A 17917-nucleotide genomic window follows, 5' to 3' on the forward strand; every position below is an offset into this window, starting at 1 on the left:
TCGTTCCTACAATTCGCCGTGGCCGACGTGGGCGCCGGCGGGTTGGTCGCAAAGCTTCTGGCCCATGGTCATGAATGGAGCGACGAGCCGCAGGCGCTCCTCGACGTTTGTCGCATCGCGAAACAAAGCGCGGTTGGCCATGTTGCCGAGCGTCAGTTGCATCGGGTCGGTGGTGACGATCACGCCACGCGGCTCGAAATCCTCGTCCTCGTCCAGCCCGTGCGGCCGGCCTTCAAAGAACATCACCACTTTCTGGCCGGCGCTCCACACGCATGCCAGCGTCCCGTTGTCGACCGAAAACGGCCAGCCGGCCTCGTTGCCGGCACGTTCGATCGGCTGCAGCCGCACCTCTTCCGGCGACGGCAAATGGAACATGCCCTGTTCCCCCGCCAGCACCAGCGGCATGGCGACAGCGAGTTCCGTCATCATCAATGCGCCACCGCCGCCGCCGCGGCCTCGTCGATGAGGCGGCCGGTGCGGAAGCGTTCGATGGTGAAGGGCGCGTTGATCGGATGCGGATCGTCCTTGGCGATGGTGTGGGCAAAGACATGGCCCGAGCCGGGCGTCGCCTTGAAGCCGCCGGTGCCCCAGCCGCAATTGACGTAGAGGCCGGGCACCGGCGTCTTGGCCAGGATCGGCGAGCGGTCGGGCGTGACGTCGACGATGCCGCCCCACGAGCGCAGCATCTTCATGCGCGTGAAGATCGGGAACATCTCGCAGATTGCGTCGAGCGTATGCTGCAAGATGTGCAGGCCGCCGGTCTGCGAATAGGAGACATACTGGTCGGTGCCGGCGCCGATGACCAGCTCGCCCTTGTCGGACTGCGAGATATAGGCGTGCACGGTGTTGGACATCACCACGCAAGGCACCACCGGCTTGACCGGCTCCGACACCAGCGCTTGCAGCGGATAGCTTTCCAGCGGCATGCGCACGCCGGCCATGTTCATGATGACAGACGAATGGCCAGCAGCGACGACGCCGACCTTCTTGGCGCCGATGAAGCCGCGTGTCGTGTCGACGCCCATGACCGCGCCATTGGCGGCCCGCTTGACGCCGGTGACCTCGCAATTCTGGATGATGTGCACGCCGCGCGCCGAAGCGCCGCGCGCGTAACCCCAGGCCACCGCATCGTGGCGCGCCGTGCCGCCGCGCCGCTGCAAGGCGGCCCCGACCACCGGATAGCGCGCATCCCTGGAGATGTTGAGCGGCGGGCAGAATTCCTTGGCCTGCTCCGGCGACAGCCATTCATTGTCGATGCCGTTCAGCCGGTTGGCATGGACATGGCGCTTCAGCACCTGGACGTCGTGCACATTGTGGGCGAGCATCATGACGCCGCGCGCCGAATACATGACGTTGTAGTTGAGCTCCTGGGAAAGCCCATCCCACAGCTTCAGCGCATGGTCGTAGATGCCGGCGCTCTCGTCATAGAGATAGTTGGAGCGGATGATGGTGGTGTTGCGGCCGGTGTTGCCGCCGCCCAACCAACCCTTTTCCAGCACAGCGACATTGGTGATGCCATGCACGCTGGCGAGATAGTAGGCGGTGGCCAGCCCATGGCCGCCGGCGCCGACGATGATGACGTCGTATTCCTTCTTCGGCTCGGGCGAGGACCATTGCTCCTCCCAGCCCTTATGGCCGCGCATGGCCTCGCGGGCGATGGCGAATACCGAATATTTTTTCAACGTTCCAGCCTCGCAAATGGCGGCGAGGCGTTCACTTGGCCCCGGCGCGCGAGGTGTATCACTAGCGAAACAGCGCTTCCACCCTTGCGCTGTTTGCGACGGCGCTTGCCGTTTTGCGCCGCGACGAGAAACAGGCATGCGGGCTGGCTGCCATGGCTGCGGTCAGTCACACTGCCTGTCGCGAGATTCTTGAGGACGAGAGGACGAGTATGGGCAACGCCTGGTGGAATCTGACGCTACGCTTCCTGTTGGAGCTTGCCGCCTTGCTTGGTCTCGGCGTCGCGGGCTGGAACCTCTCCGAGGGATGGTGGCGATGGGGCCTGGCCCTGGTCCTGCCGCTTGTTGCAGCCGTGCTGTGGGGCACTTTCGCGGTACTCGACGACCCGAGCCGATCAGGCCGTGCGCCAGTACCGGTTCCGGGCACGGTGCGGCTGGCGTTGGAATTGGTCATCCTGTTCGGCGGCGCTGCTGGATTCCATGTGGCCGGTTACACGACCACGGGCATCATCGTCGCCCTGCTTATCGCCATGAGCTACGCATTTTCGCTCGACCGGCTCGGTTGGCTGCTGAAGCAATAGTTCAGGGACGACGCAGCCTTCGCAGGTATCGGGTGGCTCCGACCAACCCCATTTGCGACCAAGCATCCGATCGCCGGCAGAACTGGCGCCAAGCAAAGGATGCAAAAAATGCTCGCACTCGCCAACAAGATCGCCATCGTCACCGGCGCCAGTTCCGGCATTGGCCGCGCCACCGCAAAACTCTTTGCCGAGGAAGGCGCGAAGCTCGTCGTCGCCGCGCGGCGCCAGGCAGAGCTCGACGCGCTCGTCGCCGAAATATCGGACGCGGACGGCACCGCCGTCGCGCTTGCCGGCGACGTCAGGGACGAAGCCTATGCAAAGGCTCTTGTCGATCTGGCGTTGGAAAAGTTCGGCGGCCTCGACATCGCCTTCAACAACGCCGGCGCCGTCGGCGTGATGGCGCCCCTGCCCGACATGGTGCCGGCGGCATGGCACGAGACGATGGACATCAACCTGACAAGCGCCTTTCTCGGGGCAAAGCACCAGATACCGGCCATGCTGGAGCGGGGCGGCGGGTCGCTGATCTTTACCTCGAGCTTTGTCGGCTACACTGCCGGCATGCCGGGCATGGCCGCCTATGCCGCTGCCAAGGCCGGCCTGATCGGCCTGACGCAGGTGCTGGCCGCCGAGTATGGGCCAAGGGGGCTACGCGTCAACGCGCTGCTGCCCGGCGGCACCGACACACCCGGCGCGACGACCACCACGCCGCAGGCACGCGCCTTCGTCGAAGGCATCCATGCCTTGAAGCGTATGGCGCAGCCGGAGGAGATTGCCCGCTCGGCGCTTTATCTCGCCTCCGATGCCTCGAGCTTCACCACGGGAACCGCGCTGTTTGCCGATGGCGGCGTCTCGATCAACCGGACGTGAACCCGGCGAACAGGCCCGTTCGTCCAAGTGACGCAGACCGCCGGTCTTGCTTTTTCGGCGCGATTTGGCGATTCCGTTTTGTCGAAACCGGTCTTCTTGCCGAAACAGGTCCTGAAACCATGATGCTGATCCGAACCTATGTGGCCGCGAGCGCGATCGAGGGCGTCGGCATGTTCGCCGCCGAGCCGATCCGCAAGGGCGCCTCGATCTGGCGCCTCGATCCTGATTTCGATCGGCTGATCCCGATGGACAGATACGAGGCAGCGCCGCCACCGCTGAAGGAATTGCTCGATCGTTATGCCTATCCGAGCCCGGACCGGCCGGGTTTCATGGTCTATGAAGTCGACAATGGTCGCTTCATGAACCATTCGGCGACGCCGAATACGGATTTCTCGCAATATGGCGGCGCGACGGCGACCCGCGATATCGCCGTCGGCGAAGAGATCACCTGCGACTACGGCGAGTTCTTCGAGGATTTCGAGCGGCTGCATCTGGCCACGGCGTAGCTGATGGCCTATCTACCAGGCAACCGTGGCAATTTGGCCGTTGTCCTTCATTTCGACTGTGGACAGCGCGGCTTGATTCTGCTATCAGCCGCCACAATTCGTGGTGTCGAGCGCCGCGGAGGCTAGTGGCTATGGCTGCTTGCCTGTTGATATCAAACCCGAAAGACAGGATTGCCCGTGCAGGTACTCGTCCGCGACAACAACGTTGATCAGGCGCTTCGCGCGCTCAAGAAGAAGATGCAGCGCGAAGGCATTTTCCGCGAAATGAAGATGCGCGGTCACTACGAGAAGCCTTCCGAGAAGCGCGCCCGTGAAAAGGCCGAGGCCGTTCGCCGCGCCCGCAAGCTGGCCCGCAAGCGCGCACAGCGCGAAGGGCTGCTGCCGATGACGCCGCGTCCGGTGGCTGCCGGCGGTGCTGCCGGTGCAGCGCGTCCGCCGCGCTGATTAACGCCAATATTTCGTCCTTTTCGAAGGATACCAAGGTGGCGCGATGTGGAATCGCCGCCACCTTTTTATTTTGATGTGACCGGCCCGGAGGGGGGATCCGGGCCTGAATGACGCGGCGCAAGTGAGGACAGGGCAGACATGAACGCAACGAGCGTGGAGCGCGGGACCGCATTGCGTGGTTTTGCCCTGACAGCGGCCCTGCTTTCCGGACTGGTGCTTGCCGGCTGCCAGACATCGGGTCCGACCGGCGAGTTCAACAACATCGACAAGGCGCAAGGGTCGAGCGAGAACATCTCCTCGCTGTCGGCGGTGATCCAGCGCAATCCCCAGGATCCCGAAGGCTACAATGTGCGCGGCTCGGCCTATGGCCGTGGCGGCCAGTACCAGGCGGCGCTCAAGGATTTCAACCAGGCCATCCAGCTCAACCCGAATTTCTACCAGGCCTATTCGAACCGGGCGCTCATCCAGCGCTTCCTCGGCAATCAGGAAGCCGCGCTTGCGGACTACAACCGCTCGATCCAGATCAACGGCAACTATGACGCCGCCTATATCGGCCGCGGCAATCTCTACCGCAAGGCGGGCCGCACCCAGGATGCCTTCAACGACTTCCAGAAGGCGATCCAGCTCGACACCACCGATGCCCGCGCCTATCACAATCGCGGCCTGATCTATCAGAGCCAGGGCCAGCACAAATTCGCCATCGAGGATTTCTCGACTGCCATCTCGCTGGCGCCGGACGCAGCCGAACCGTACAACGGCCGTGGCCTTTCCTATCTGGCGACAGGCGACGAGGACAATGCCTTCTCCGACTTCAACATGGCCATCAAGCTTGACGGCAAGAACGCCGAGGCCTGGGCCAACCAGGCGCTGATCTACGAGCGGCGCGGCGACAAGGCGAAGGCCGCGAAATCCTACAAGGAAGCCGTCCGCCTCAACCCGACCTATCAGCCGGCCAAGGACGGCCTCGCCCGCGTCAGCTGACATCGGTTTCGCCAGATCCGCTAAACATTCCAGATCGTTAGCGTGTCCAAAAGGACACGCTGCTCTGGCTTTCGCCGGCAATCCGGCAACCGCGCGTTAACCCCCGCTGCAACCCGTCAACCCTTGCCTTGTTCGCGCCAAGTTTTCAGCGGAACGGTCTGGCCATCAAAGCCGTTACTTGGAAGCAATCGCGAAAGGACCCTCCCATGATCAAGAAACTCGCCTGCGCCGCCGCTCTCGCCATGACCGCGTTCGCTGCCGCACCGGCCAGCGCCGGCAAGCTGCAGCTCGGCACGCTCGACTGCACCATCGATGGCGGCACTGGTTATATCGTGACGTCCAACAAGGGCGTGTCCTGCGTCTTCCGGCCCCACCATCATGGACCGTCCGAGGTTTACACAGGCGTCATCTCCAAGCTTGGCGTCGATCTCGGAAAGACTCATCAGGGCCAGTTGGTCTGGGCCGTTTTTGCCGCGACACGAGACCGTGACGCGGGCGACCTCGCCGGCAGCTATTACGGCGTCAACGCCGAGGCCAGCGTCGTGACCGGCGGTGGCGCCAATCTGCTGGTTGGTGGCTTCGACAGCGCCTTCATGCTCGAGCCGCTCAGCGTCCAGGCGCAGACCGGCGTCAATCTTGCCGTCGCCGTGACGTCGCTCGAGCTGATCCACTCGCTCAAATGAATGCATGGAGCCATGGGCTCCACGACCCCTCACTTCGCGGCGCGGAACCAGATAGGATGGTTCCGCGCCGTTTCATTTTTGAGGGGAACAGAATGCCGAAGACAGCCATCGCCGCTGCCGTGATTGCAACCGCGCTTGCCGGTGCGGCACGAGCCCAGGACCGTGGCATCGAACTCGGCGCGCTTGAATGCGCCATATCAGGCGGCACCGGCTTCATTTTCGGCTCGACCAAGGATTTGAGCTGCACCTTCACCCCCTCCGACAAGACCTTCGCGCCGGAAGCTTATTTCGGCGCCGTCAACAAATACGGCCTCGACATCGGCACGACGAAGCAAGCGGTGATGCGATGGTTGGTGCTGACGCCGCTGAAGAACATCTACGCGCCGGGTGCGCTGGCGGGCGACTATATTGGCGCCAGTGCCGAGGTGACGGCGGCCGTCGGCGCCGGCGCCAATCTGCTGGTTGGCGGTTCGTCGCAGGCCTTCACCCTCCAGCCGCTCAGCCTGCAGACCCAGACCGGCATCAATCTGGCCATCGGCGTCAGCCAGTTCCAGCTGCGCAGCACCGAGAATTGAACCGCCGGCCGCCGGCCGCAAACATCTCGAAAATTTCGCTTGAGCTCAATCGCGGTTGAGGTTTTACAAGCCTGCCCGACCGGAACAGCGCCCCGGTCTGACGCGCGATCCGGCGTTGCCGACACGCATGGTCCTGCCGGAAACCCTTTCTGGCTTCTGGTGCCCAGCGCCGTCATCGAGCTATGCAAGGCCGGGGTAGAGATGACTGAAATCGGTATAAACAGGGTCGACTGGCGCGCATTGTGGGCGAGCGGCGACCTGGCGCGCTTCTGCTTCATCAGCCTCGGCATCCTGCTGCACGCGACCAATGAGACGATGGTGGCGACCGTCATGCCCGCCATGGTCGGTGAACTGGCCGGCGTGCAGCTCGTCGGCTGGTCGCTGGCGATCTACGAGCTCGGCGCCATCGTCGCCGGTGCCGCGGCCGGACGGCTGGTGAGTTATGTGGCGCTGCGCACCAACATGGTGGTCGCCGCCCTGCTCTACGCGGCCGGAGCATTGATCTGCGCCACCTCGCCTTCCATGCAGCTGTTCCTCGCCGGCCGCCTGATCGAGGGGCTTGGCGGCGGCGCGCTGGTGTCGCTGGCCTTCGTCTCGGTCGAGCGGTTGTTTTCGCGTGCCATCTGGCCGCAGCTTTTCGGCATCATGTCCGCGATCTGGGGCGTCGCGGCCTTCAGCGGCCCGTTGCTCGGCGCGATCATGACCGAGCTTCTCTCATGGCGCTGGGCATTCGGCGTCTTCACCGTCGGCGGCACGGCCATGGCGTTGGCAAGCTTCATCGTGCTCGACACGCCCGAGGCGACGAGACCCACCACGAGCAAGGGCAAGGCGCCGCCCTTCCCGTTCGCCGCCCTCGCCTGCCTTGCCGTGGCCGTGGTGCTGATCGCCTCTGCCGGCGTCGACATCGCCTTGCTGCGCTCTTCGCTGCTGATCGCCCTCGGTCTCGGCGGCCTGGCGCTGTTCTTCTGCATCGACGCGCTGAAGCCGCGGTCCCGGCTGTTCCCGGCGCGGCTGTTCTCGTGGCGCACGCCGGTAGGCGCCGGCATGACCATGGTCGCCGCCTTCTCGGTGGCGACCTGCTCCTTCGGCGTCTACGGGCCGCTGCTGTTGACCAGCCTGCACGACATCCCGCTGCTGACCACCGGTTATATCATCGCCGCCGAATCGATCGCCTGGTCGATCCTGTCGATCCTCGTCGCCAACGCGCCACCGCGCCGCGAGCGGCTGATCATCGTCTGCGGCGCGCTGATGATCGCCGCCGGCATCGCCGGCTTTGCCTATACGATACCGCTGGGCTCTATCCCGCTGATCCTGGTCTGCGCCCTGTTGCAGGGCGGCGGCTTCGGCATCGCCTGGCCGTTCCTGACCCGCGTCATCGTTGCCTCCGCCCCGGATGAGGAGCAGACAATTGCCTCGGCAGCGGTGCCGACCATGCAGCGCATCGGCTATGCCGTGGGTGCCGCCCTTGCCGGCATCGTCGCCAATGCCAGCGGTTTTTCGCAAGGGTTGAACCACGACGCGGCCGCCAATGTCGCGAGCTGGCTGTTCCTGGCCTTCGTGCCGCTTGGAATTCTCGGCTGCCTGGCCGCCTTGCGGGCATCATCGACCCCGAACCGACTGCAGCAGGAAGCAATCGGTTAAGTGACGGCTCTCGCCTACTCGACCTCGCGCAGGCGATAGCCGACGCCGGTCTCCGTGGTGATATAGCGTGGCTGGTCGGGGGTCTTCTCGATCTTCTGCCTGAGTTGCCGGACATAGACCCTGAGATACTGCACGTCGGTCGAATCGCCCCAGACCTGCTTCAACAGGAAATGGTGGGTCAGCACCTTGCCGGCATGCTGCACCAGCATGCGCAGGATCTCGTATTCCTTCGGCGAGAGCTTCACCTCCTTGCCCTCGACCTTGACGACGCGCTTGACCAGGTCGACGCTGAGGTCGCCGGTCTGGAAAACCGGCCTCTCGCCCTGCTGCTGGAATTTGTGGCGCAGCGCCACGCGGATGCGGGCGACCAGCTCGTTCATGCCGAACGGCTTGGTGACATAGTCGTCGGCGCCGAGTTCGAGCGCGTTAACGATGCCGGCCTCGTCGGTGCGGCTGGAGAGGATGACGACGGGAATGTCGAGGCCGTCGTCACGCCATTTGCGCAGCAGTTCATGGCCGCTCATGCCCGGCAGGCCGAGGTCGAGCAGGACGAGATCAGGCTTTTCCGTCTCCATCAATTCGATCGCCGCCTTGGCGCTCGGCGCCTCGCTGATGGCATAGCCCTGGCTGCCGAGCCCTACCCGCAGCAGCTTGCGGATCGGCGGCTCGTCATCCACGACCAGTATCCTGACGGTCGAGTTTGTCATGCCAAGTCACCCACATCGTCGGTAGTGGAGGTGTCGAGGTCGGGCGGGATCGCCGGCTTCGGCATGCTGATGGTGAAAACCGCGCCCGGACGGTCGGTTCGGTTCGCGGCTGTGATCGTGCCGCCCATCGCTTCGATGAAACCACGGCAGATCGACAGGCCGAGCCCGGTGCCGGCGCGGACCTGGTCGCGCTTGCGCACCCGGTAGAAGGTGTCGAAAATCCGTTCCACGTCTCCGGGCGGAATGCCCGGCCCTTCATCCATGACCTGCAGGATGACGGAACCATTGTCGGTCCAGCCCTGCACGCGGATCGTCGAGCCGGGTGGGGCGTATTTCGCCGCATTGTCGAGGAGATTGAACAGCGCCTGCTCGAACAGGACGGGATCGACCTTCAACATCGGCAGATCCCGGGGGATGTCGATCTCGGTCTTGTGCTCGGCGATGATCTTCCTCGCCCTCTGCAGGGCCGAGCCGACGATATCGCCGACATAGTGGAAAGCGTAGTTGGGCTCCATCGCCCCGGACTCGATCTTGGTCATGTCGAGCAGATTGGCGATGAAGCGGTTCAACCGCTCGGATTCGTCGAGCACGGTCGACAGCAGCTCCGCCCGATCCTGTTCCGGCAATGCCGGTGCGAATTCCCGCAGCGTGCCGGCCGCACCCATGATGGCGGCGAGCGGCGTTTTCAGATCATGCGAGATCGAAGTGAGCAGCGCCGAACGCAGCCTGTCCGCCTCGGCGGCGAGCTTGGCACGGTCGACGTCGGCGACCAACTGAATACGTTCGATGGCGACCGCCGCCTGGTCGGCCAGCGCGTCGAGCAGGCGCTGCTGCTCTGGCGTCAGCAGCGGACCCTGCTTGTCGTTGTCGAGGCCGACGACGCCGATCGCGGTGCGCCCTGTCCGCAGGGGCAGATAGAGGCGCTTGGCGCCGGGGAGCGTGTCGGCGCCGCGTCCTGCCGCGCGGTTGTGCTCCCAGGCCCAGCGGGCGGCGGCGATGTCGGCCTCGGCCAGCGTGTCGTCGGGCGGATAGCCGGCCTTGACGGTGATCGTTCCATCTTCCGGCAAAAGCAGCACCACGCGCAGCTTCAGCATCGAGGCGATCTGGAAGGCGGTGGCCCACAGAACGTCGTCGAGCGTGCCGGCACCGGCAAGCTTCTTGGAAAAAAGGTAGATGTCCTCCGTGGCCCGCGCCCGCGAGCGGGCGGCGACCGCCTGGCGTTGCACGCGCGCCGTCAGATTGCTGGCGATGACGGCCACGACCAGGAACACGCCGAGCGCGACGATGCTCTCCGGATCCCGGATCGTCAGCGTGTAACGCGGCTCCAGGAAGAAATAGTTGAAGGCGACGGCGCTGGCGAGACAGGCATACAGGGCCGGCCAGAGGCCGCCGGTCACCGCCGACGTCAGCACCCCGATGAGAAAGATGATCGCCAGATTGCGAACGTCGAGAAACTGATCGAGCAGGACGGCGAAGGCGAGCGAACCGGCGACAAAACCCGTGGCGCTGAGATAAGGCCAGATCTGGAACTGCCACTGCTCGTCCGCCGCCTTGACGCTTCTCGACGTCGCCTCGGTGTTGCGCTCGGTTCCCGAAATGACATGGACGCTGATGTCGCCGGCATTGCGGATGAGATCATAGGTGAGCGAACCTTCGATCAATTCGCGCCAGCGCGACCGGGTCGGCCGGCCGACCACGATGTGGGTGAAATTGTTGGCCGTCGCATGCCGCACGATGTCCTGAGCGACGTTCTGGCCGGGAATGGTCGTCACCTCGGCGCCGAGCTGTTCGGCAAGGCGCAGCAATGCCGCGAGCCGGTCCTTGTCCTCCTCGGACATGGCGGCCGAACGAGGCGTATCCACATGCAGCGCCGTCCACGGCGCGCGCAGCCGGTCGGCCAGCCGGCGCGCATAGCGAATGCGGGCCGCCCCGCCCGGACGCGCGTCGACGCAGACGAGCACCCGCTCGCCCGCGGCCCACGGCCCCGGAATGGCGTGGGCCTGCATATGGATCAGCAACTGGTCGTCGACGCGCTGCGCCGTGCGGCGCAGCGCCAGTTCCCTAAGCGCGGTCAGATTGCCCGGCGAGAAATAGTTCTCGATCGCGCGCTGGGCGGTGTTGGGGAAATAGACCTTGCCTTCCTCGAGCCGCTTGATCAGGTCGTCGGGCGTGAGGTCGATGATCTCGACGTCGTCGGCCTGGTCGATGATGGAATCGGGAACCGTCTCGCGCACCCTGACCTTGGTGATCTGGGCGACGACATCGTTCAGGCTTTCGACATGCTGGATGTTGAGCGTCGTGTAGACGTCGATGCCTTGCGTCAGGATTTCCTGGACGTCGAGATAGCGCTTGGGATGGCGGCTGCCGGGCGCGTTGGTGTGGGCGAGTTCGTCGACGAGAACCAGCGCCGGACGCCGGGCGAGGATGGCGTCTATATCCATCTCGTCGAGGATGCGGCCCTTGTAGTCGACCTTGCGGCGGGGAATGACCTCATAACCCTCGACCAGGGCCATCGTCTCCTTGCGGCCATGCGTCTCGACGACGCCGATCACCACGTCCGCGCCGTCGGCCAGGCGGGCACGGCCCGACATCAGCATTTCATAGGTCTTGCCGACACCTGGTGCCGCACCGAGGAATATCCGCAAACGACCGCGACCTTCCCGCTCGGCATGATCGAGCAGTGCGTCGGGAGAAGGTCTGGATTCGTTGCTTCGGTCGTCCGGCATCAGCTTCGATCATGGACGGCGCCAGGGGTACTGTCGATCCCCGGTCATCCCTTCGTCATTTCGCATCGTCGAGTGCGAGGTTGAGCGCCAGCACATTGACGACCGGCTCACCGAGGAAGCCGAGTTCGCGGCCATCGATGTGGCTGTCGACGAGCGCCTTGACCTTGGCCTCGTCGAGGCCCCGGGCCTTCGCCACCCTGGCGACCTGGAAGTAGGCGGCCTCGGGACTGATGGCCGGATCGAGGCCGCTGCCGGACGTCGTCACCAGGTCGATCGGGACCGGCTGGTTCGGATTCTCCGCCTTCAGCTTTTCGGCATCGCCCTTGATGCGATCGATCAGCTTCGGATTGGTCGGGCCGAGATTGCTGCCGCCGGAGGCGGTTGCGTCGTAGCCGCTGCTGCCGGCCGCCGAAGGCCGGCCATGGAAATACTTGTCGCTGGCAAAGCCCTGGCCGATCAGGCCGGAGCCGATGACCTTGCCGTCCTTTTCGATCAGGCTGCCATTGGCCTGGCGCGGGAACAGCGCCTGGGCGATGCCGGTCATGCCCAACGGATAGATCAGGCCGGTCAGCACCGTGAAGAAGACGATCATGATGATCGCGGGTCTTATCTGGGAGAGCATGGAAATTTTCCTCAAAGCAATTCCAGGAAAAGTGTGAACCGGTTTCCCACAGGAATTGCGTTAAAACGAAGAGTTAAGCGAGGCCTAGGGCGGTGACGATCACGTCGATCGCCTTGATGCCGACGAAGGGGACGATGATGCCGCCGAGGCCGTAGACCAAAAGGTTGCGGCTGAGCAGCGCACCGGCGCCAATGGCACGATACTTGACGCCTTTCAGCGACAGCGGGATCAGTGCGATGATGATCAGCGCGTTGAAGATGATCGCCGACAGGATGGCGCTCTGCGGCGTCCCCAGATGCATGATGTTGAGCGCCTGCAGCGGGCCGGTCGTCTGTCCCGGCGCGACGTAGAAGACGGCAAACATCGCCGGGATGATGGCGAAGTACTTGGCGACGTCGTTGGCGATCGAGAACGTCGTCAGCGAGCCGCGCGTCATCAACAGCGCCTTGCCGATCTCGACGATCTCGATCAGCTTGGTCGGATCGCTGTCGAGATCGATCATGTTGCCGGCCTCGCGAGCCGCGACGGTGCCGGTGTTCATGGCCACGCCGACATCGGCCTGGGCAAGAGCGGGCGCATCGTTGGTGCCGTCGCCGCACATGGCGACCAGCTTGCCCTTGGCCTGTTCGTCGCGGATCAGCTTCAGCTTGTCCTCGGGCGTCGCCTGGGCCAGGAAGTCGTCGACGCCGGCCTCCGCGGCGATCGCAGCGGCCGTCATCGGATTGTCGCCGGTGATCATCACAGTTCGGATGCCCATGCGGCGCAGTTCTGTGAAGCGCTCGCTGATGCCGCCTTTGACGATGTCCTTGAGGTGGACGACGCCGAGCAGGCGCCCATCGCGTTCCACCGCCAGCGGTGTGCCGCCGGACTTGGCGACCTCGTCTGCGATGGCCTGGAGGTCGCGGATGGAGTCACTGCTCGGGCGCACGCCATGGGCGGCCGATGCCGACTGGTTGACATGGGCGAGCACCGAATCGACGGCACCCTTGCGCACCGACGAACCGTCGATGTCGACGCCGCTCATACGGGTCTGCGCGGTGAAGGGCACGAAGGTGGCGTGCAGCGTTGCCATGTCGCGGGCGCGGATTGCGTATTTCTCCTTGGCCAGCACCACGATCGAGCGGCCTTCCGGCGTTTCGTCGGCGAGCGAGGCGAGCTGCGCCGCGTCGGCCAGCTCCTGCTCGGTGACACCTTTGACCGGGCGAAATTGCGTCGCCTGGCGATTGCCGAGCGTGATCGTGCCGGTCTTGTCGAGCAGCAGCGTGTCGACGTCACCCGCCGCCTCGACGGCGCGGCCGGACATCGCCAGCACGTTGAACCGCACCAGCCGGTCCATGCCGGCGATGCCGATGGCCGACAGCAGCGCGCCGATGGTGGTCGGGATCAGGGTGACGAACAGGGCGACCAGGACGGTCACCGGGATGTAGCCGCCCGAATAGGAGGCAAAGCTCGGGATGGTGGCGGTGGCTAGCACGAAGATCAGCGTCATGCCGACCAGCAGGATGTTGAGCGCTATCTCGTTCGGCGTCTTCTGGCGCTCGGCGCCCTCGACCAGCGAGATCATGCGGTCGAGGAAAGTATGGCCCGATGCCGCCGTGATGCGCACGCGAATCCAGTCGGACAGCACCTGCGTGCCGCCGGTGACCGCAGAACGGTCGCCGCCGGATTCACGGATGACCGGCGCGGATTCGCCTGTTATCGCCGCCTCGTTCACCGAGGCGACGCCTTCGACCACCTCGCCGTCCGACGGGATGATGTCGCCGGCCTCGACCAGCACGGCATCCCCGACCTTCAGGCTGGTGCCGGGCACCAGTTTGTATTTCGTGCGGTCCTCACCGGTCAGAAGCTTGGCCTGGGTTTCGGTGCGCGCCTTGCGCAGCGAATCGGCCTGCGCCTTGCCGCGGCCTTCGGCGACGGCCTCGGCGAAATTGGCGAACAGCACGGTGAACCACAGCCAGATGATGATCTGCAGCGTGAATTTGGAATCGCCGCCGCCGGTGATCAGGTCCTTGGCGAACAGGACGGTCGTCAGCGCCGAGACGACGGCAACGACGAACATGACCGGGTTCCTGATCAGGGTGCGCGGATTCAGCTTCCTGAAGGCTCCACCGACGGCGGGCCACAGGATGCCGGCATCCATGATGCTGGCGGATTTGGACTGGCTCATTTGTTGGCTCCAGTATCGATGTTGTTGGCAGGCACCGATCGATCGGATGCCGAAAAGGGTGGGCCATAGACCAGCAGCCAGATCACGATCATGACCGCCGCAATGCCCAGGAATGTGGAGATGGTCGGGAAGGGAGGAGGCGTTGCCTCTCCCTCGTTTCCGGCCCGGGGCCGGCTCTTCCGTCGCATGATGTTGAACCAGGACATGATGTTGATCCAAGGCCGGGCCGTGTCAGAATGTCTGCCCATGGATCATGGCCAGGTGTTCGACGATCGGTCCGATCGCCAGTGCCGGGAAGAAGGTCAGGCCGGCGACAATCAGGATGACGCCGACCAGCAGGCCGACGAACAGCGGGCCGTCTGTCGGGAAGGTGCCGGCCGAGGCCGGGACCGTCTTCTTCGCCACCAGCGAGCCGGCGATGGCGAGCGCCGGGATGATGACCAGGAAGCGGCCCATCAGCATGGTGATGCCGAGCGTGACATTGTACCAGGGCGTGTTGCCGCTGAGGCCGCCAAAGGCCGAGCCATTGTTCGCCGCCGCCGAAGTATAGGCGTAGAGCACCTCGGAGAAGCCGTGCGGCCCGCCATTGGCCATGGACGCGACACCCGTCGGCAGCACCACGGCGATTGCCGTGAAGATCAGCATGGCCAGCGGCAGGCACAGTATGGCCAGCATCGCCATCTTGACTTCCTTGGCCTCGATCTTCTTGCCGAGATATTCCGGCGTGCGGCCGACCATCAGCCCGGCGACGAAGACGGCGAGGACGATGAACATCATCATGCCGTAGAAACCGGCGCCGACGCCGCCGACGATGACCTCGCCGAGCTGCATGTTGACCATCGGAATCAGCCCGCCGAGCGCGGTGAAGCTGTCATGCATGGCGTTGACGGCGCCGCACGAGGCGGCCGTAGTGATGACCGCGAACAGTGCCGAGAGGGCAATTCCGAAGCGGCTCTCCTTGCCTTCCATGTTGCCGCCGTCGATGCCGAGCGCATGGACCAGCGGATTGCCGGATGCCTCCGCCCAGTAGCAGATGGCGACGCCGGCGATGAACAGCACGCCCATGGTGGCCAGGATCGCCCAGCCCTGGCGCTGGTTGCCGACCATACGGCCGAACACGTTGGTCAGCGCCGCACCCAGCGCGAAGATCGTCACCATCTGGATCAGATTGGAGATGGCGTCGGGATTTTCGAACGGATGCGCGGCATTGGCATTGAAGAAACCGCCGCCATTGGTGCCGAGCATCTTGATGGCCACCTGCGAAGCGACCGGGCCGAGCGCGAGGGTCTGCTTGGCGCCCTCCAGCGTGGTGGCGTCGACATAGGGACCGAGCGTCTGCGGTATGCCGAGCCAGACATAGACCAACGTCAGCACGATGCAGAGCGGCAGGAGGATGTAGAGCGTGCAGCGGGTCATATCGACCCAGAAATTGCCGATCGACTTTGCCGAGGCACGGGCAAAGCCGCGGATCAGCGCGACGGCGATCGCGACACCGACGGCGGCCGACATGAAGTTCTGCACGGTGAGGCCGGCCATCTGCACGAGGTAGGACATCGTGCTCTCGCCGCCATAGTTCTGCCAGTTGGTGTTGGTGACGAAGCTGGCGGCGGTGTTGAAGGCGAGATTGGCGTCGACAGACGCCATGCCGGCAGGATTGTAGGGCAGCACGCCCTGGAGCCGCTGCAGGACATAAAGCACCAGGAAGCTGGCGACGCTGAAGAACAGGATGCCCGCCGCATAGGCGGTCCAATGTTGTTCCTCGCGCTCGCTGGTTCCCGAAATGCGATAGAGCCCGCGTTCGACCGGTCCCAGAACCGGCGACAGGAATGTCCGGTCGCCATTGAAGACGCGGTACATGTAGCCGCCGAGCGGCTTCACCAGCAAAACGACGATCCCGCAGTAGACGAGGATCTGTAGCCATCCGTTGAGAGTCATGGTTTCCGGCCTTCAGAAGCGTTCTGGACGAACGAGGGCGTATGTCAGGTAAACGAGCAGGAACAGCGTCACGCCGACACCGAGAATGTAGTCGACAAGCATCTTTTCGTCCTCGCGTTAAAGAATGTCGCAGGCTTTGATGTAGGAGAAGGAAAGAACGAAAAACAAAATCCCTATTCCGAGAACGACGATATCCATCGCGTTTATTCCTTGCTTCCACTTTTCTATTTTGCGCCTGCTGCGAAAGCAGGTTGGCAATTACGTGAAAACGGCGCGCCGCACCTCGATTGGTGACGGCGTCCGACGTTTTGCTTGAGATGGAATATGGACCCGATCGCCATAAAGGTTCGAGACGGGGCGAAGCGGAAAGAAATAGGAATTTCATAAAGGTTTTCGGGGCGGCAGCGTGGCTGGCCCCGTGGGACCGCCGGCATCAATGGCGGATCAGCGGGATAAGCAGGACGTGGCGATCACTGTCCCGTCCGGCAACAGAATGATAGCAGGCAAAGGCGGAAGGCAGCGCCAAACACCGATATCGGGCGGCTAGGTCCGCGACCCGACCCACGTCTCGCGGCATCCTAGAATCGATCGTTCACCGCTGTGAACCGGGCATGTGCGAATAGGAGCGATGGGTTGCGCTCGAGCCGCACGACCGTGGGAGGCTTTGCGTGAATCCTCTGGCCTTCGGCAAAGGCCAGAGCGAAAGATTTCAACGTGAAAGAGTAGGTGCGCTCCTCGTCATGTTCAACAATTCGCACTAACCACTCACCGTCGGCCTCAATCACTTCAACACGCGTTGCCAGAGGGCCTCCATAACTGGCCAGATAACCATCAACGTTGCGCTGGGGACCAGGCACTGCTTTCCTCCCGATGTGGCGAAACATGCAACTATGCCAATCAAGATATCGGGTGGACTGAAACAGACTATGACATAGCTCACACGGCGTCGGCGGGCACGGGCAATGGCATGCCAACGAACCCCGAAAGTGAAAGCGCCAGGAGTGGTCGACGCGGCATTGCCTGAAAGCCCGCGCCGACCTTGGCGGTGAGTTGGGTACCGCCGCAATCCAAAATTAGGTGATTCTAATTGATCGCAATATTACGCGAACGCGGAAGGCTTAAGTGGCGACACGTTACCCAACGGAACGTGCTCCGACACAGTGCTGCAACGCGCGTTGGGCATGATCGGTACGTCAATTTTCAAGGAGCGGGTGACGAGGGTCGATCAAATGCGAAATGATGCAGAACTGCTTGCGAGGGCGTGCGCATTGGGCATCAAGATCTATCGACGTTCAAAAACAGTGTGGGTGGCCAGGGGAAGCTATCGGGGTCGTAATTTCGAGGTGAAGGGACGCACCCCGGGGCCGACGATCGCTTTATGGAAGGAAGCCACCCGCTACAGAGGCTCGGCACTGTAGTTTATCTGCGACCCGCCATGGCGGATCAGCGGATACAGGCTGCCAACGCCCTGACAGTTTAGCCCTTGCTGGACAGAAATGTGGAATAATGGCGGAGAGAGCGGGATTCGAACCCGCGTTACGGTCTCCCGTAAACACACTTTCCAGGCGTGCGCCTTCAACCACTCGGCCACCTCTCCGTCCTTGCATGTCGCGCCGGCCGGTTTCGCCGCGCGGGTTGGGGAGATGCATCTCCCTTGGGGCTGCGATGCGGAACGTCCGCGCCATGAACGCCGCCCAACCAGCGAACGTCCTTCCCCTGCACCTGAGCCGTCGAAGCAACAGGCGCGGGGCTCATCTAGTCGATCCCGCGCCGAATGCCAAGCCATAACGGCAGTCTATT

18 protein-coding genes and 1 tRNA gene are annotated in these 17917 nt (G+C 63.7%); 8 read left to right on the forward strand and 11 right to left on the reverse strand.

Annotated features, from left to right (window positions below; all coding sequences use genetic code 11):
• Positions 1 to 6 precede the first annotated feature (6 nt).
• Positions 7 to 429: a hypothetical protein gene (locus tag FJ978_RS06140; protein ID WP_140571001.1), complete on the reverse strand. Its 423-nt coding sequence runs from the start codon at positions 427 to 429 to the stop codon at positions 7 to 9.
• Positions 429 to 1682 carry a sarcosine oxidase subunit beta gene (locus tag FJ978_RS06145; protein WP_140571003.1) on the reverse strand — a complete coding sequence of 418 codons (1254 nt, stop codon included), beginning with the start codon at positions 1680 to 1682 and terminating at the stop codon, positions 429 to 431. The genes FJ978_RS06140 and FJ978_RS06145 overlap by 1 nt, the downstream gene beginning before the upstream one ends.
• A 209-nt stretch (positions 1683 to 1891) precedes the next feature.
• Here FJ978_RS06145 and FJ978_RS06150 point away from each other — a divergent pair, with 209 nt between their 5' ends.
• From FJ978_RS06150 to FJ978_RS06185, 8 genes are all read left to right on the forward strand, one after another.
• On the forward strand, positions 1892 to 2260 hold the full coding sequence (locus tag FJ978_RS06150; protein WP_013893063.1) for a YrdB family protein: 369 nt from the start codon (positions 1892 to 1894) through the stop codon (positions 2258 to 2260).
• Between the two features lie 108 nt (positions 2261 to 2368).
• Positions 2369 to 3127, forward strand: a complete 759-nt coding sequence (locus tag FJ978_RS06155) for an SDR family oxidoreductase (RefSeq protein ID WP_140571005.1) — start codon at positions 2369 to 2371, stop codon at positions 3125 to 3127.
• A gap of 119 nt (positions 3128 to 3246) precedes the next feature.
• On the forward strand, positions 3247 to 3633 hold the full coding sequence (locus tag FJ978_RS06160) for an SET domain-containing protein-lysine N-methyltransferase (protein WP_140571007.1): 387 nt from the start codon (positions 3247 to 3249) through the stop codon (positions 3631 to 3633).
• 177 nt (positions 3634 to 3810) lie between these two features.
• Positions 3811 to 4077 (forward strand): 30S ribosomal protein S21, encoded by a 267-nt coding sequence (rpsU, locus tag FJ978_RS06165; protein WP_010911429.1) that lies wholly within the window; start codon positions 3811 to 3813, stop codon positions 4075 to 4077.
• 141 nt (positions 4078 to 4218) lie between these two features.
• Positions 4219 to 5061: a tetratricopeptide repeat protein gene (locus FJ978_RS06170; RefSeq protein WP_013893060.1), complete on the forward strand. Its 843-nt coding sequence runs from the start codon at positions 4219 to 4221 to the stop codon at positions 5059 to 5061.
• 206 nt (positions 5062 to 5267) lie between these two features.
• Positions 5268 to 5744 (forward strand): DUF992 domain-containing protein, encoded by a 477-nt coding sequence (locus FJ978_RS06175; protein WP_013893059.1) that lies wholly within the window; start codon positions 5268 to 5270, stop codon positions 5742 to 5744.
• A gap of 92 nt (positions 5745 to 5836) precedes the next feature.
• A complete protein-coding gene (locus FJ978_RS06180; protein WP_013893058.1) occupies positions 5837 to 6319 on the forward strand; it encodes a DUF992 domain-containing protein in 483 nt (160 codons plus the stop codon).
• A gap of 201 nt (positions 6320 to 6520) precedes the next feature.
• On the forward strand, positions 6521 to 7960 hold the full coding sequence (locus FJ978_RS06185; RefSeq protein WP_140571009.1) for an MFS transporter: 1440 nt from the start codon (positions 6521 to 6523) through the stop codon (positions 7958 to 7960).
• A 14-nt stretch (positions 7961 to 7974) separates the two neighbouring features.
• Here the strand turns inward: FJ978_RS06185 and FJ978_RS06190 are convergent, their stop codons facing one another.
• The 9 genes from FJ978_RS06190 to FJ978_RS06230 form a co-directional block, all read right to left on the reverse strand.
• A complete protein-coding gene (locus FJ978_RS06190; RefSeq protein ID WP_140571011.1) occupies positions 7975 to 8667 on the reverse strand; it encodes a response regulator transcription factor in 693 nt (230 codons plus the stop codon).
• The gene (locus FJ978_RS06195; RefSeq protein ID WP_140571013.1) at positions 8664 to 11393 is read right to left on the reverse strand and encodes a sensor histidine kinase KdpD; all 2730 of its coding nucleotides are present in this window, start codon (positions 11391 to 11393) and stop codon (positions 8664 to 8666) included. Before FJ978_RS06195 ends, FJ978_RS06190 begins: the two co-directional genes overlap by 4 nt.
• 55 nt (positions 11394 to 11448) lie before the next feature.
• Positions 11449 to 12015: a potassium-transporting ATPase subunit KdpC gene (gene kdpC / locus FJ978_RS06200; RefSeq protein WP_140571015.1), complete on the reverse strand. Its 567-nt coding sequence runs from the start codon at positions 12013 to 12015 to the stop codon at positions 11449 to 11451.
• 73 nt (positions 12016 to 12088) lie between these two features.
• Entirely contained in the window at positions 12089 to 14182 is a 2094-nt protein-coding gene (gene kdpB / locus FJ978_RS06205) for a potassium-transporting ATPase subunit KdpB (protein ID WP_140571017.1), read from the reverse strand.
• Positions 14179 to 14388 (reverse strand): hypothetical protein, encoded by a 210-nt coding sequence (locus FJ978_RS06210; protein ID WP_013893052.1) that lies wholly within the window; start codon positions 14386 to 14388, stop codon positions 14179 to 14181. Before FJ978_RS06210 ends, kdpB begins: the two co-directional genes overlap by 4 nt.
• Positions 14389 to 14413: 25 nt before the next feature.
• Entirely contained in the window at positions 14414 to 16117 is a 1704-nt protein-coding gene (kdpA, locus tag FJ978_RS06215; RefSeq protein WP_140571019.1) for a potassium-transporting ATPase subunit KdpA, read from the reverse strand.
• A 12-nt stretch (positions 16118 to 16129) separates the two neighbouring features.
• Complete coding sequence (gene kdpF / locus FJ978_RS06220; protein ID WP_140571021.1) at positions 16130 to 16219, reverse strand: K(+)-transporting ATPase subunit F; 90 nt, start codon at positions 16217 to 16219, stop codon at positions 16130 to 16132.
• A 476-nt stretch (positions 16220 to 16695) separates the two neighbouring features.
• Positions 16696 to 17001 carry a hypothetical protein gene (locus FJ978_RS06225; protein ID WP_246678074.1) on the reverse strand — a complete coding sequence of 102 codons (306 nt, stop codon included), beginning with the start codon at positions 16999 to 17001 and terminating at the stop codon, positions 16696 to 16698.
• 623 nt (positions 17002 to 17624) lie between these two features.
• Positions 17625 to 17714 (reverse strand) — tRNA-Ser (locus tag FJ978_RS06230).
• Positions 17715 to 17917: the final 203 nt, after the last annotated feature.

The organism is Mesorhizobium sp. B1-1-7 (assembly GCF_006442705.1).
Classification (GTDB): domain Bacteria; phylum Pseudomonadota; class Alphaproteobacteria; order Rhizobiales; family Rhizobiaceae; genus Mesorhizobium; species Mesorhizobium opportunistum.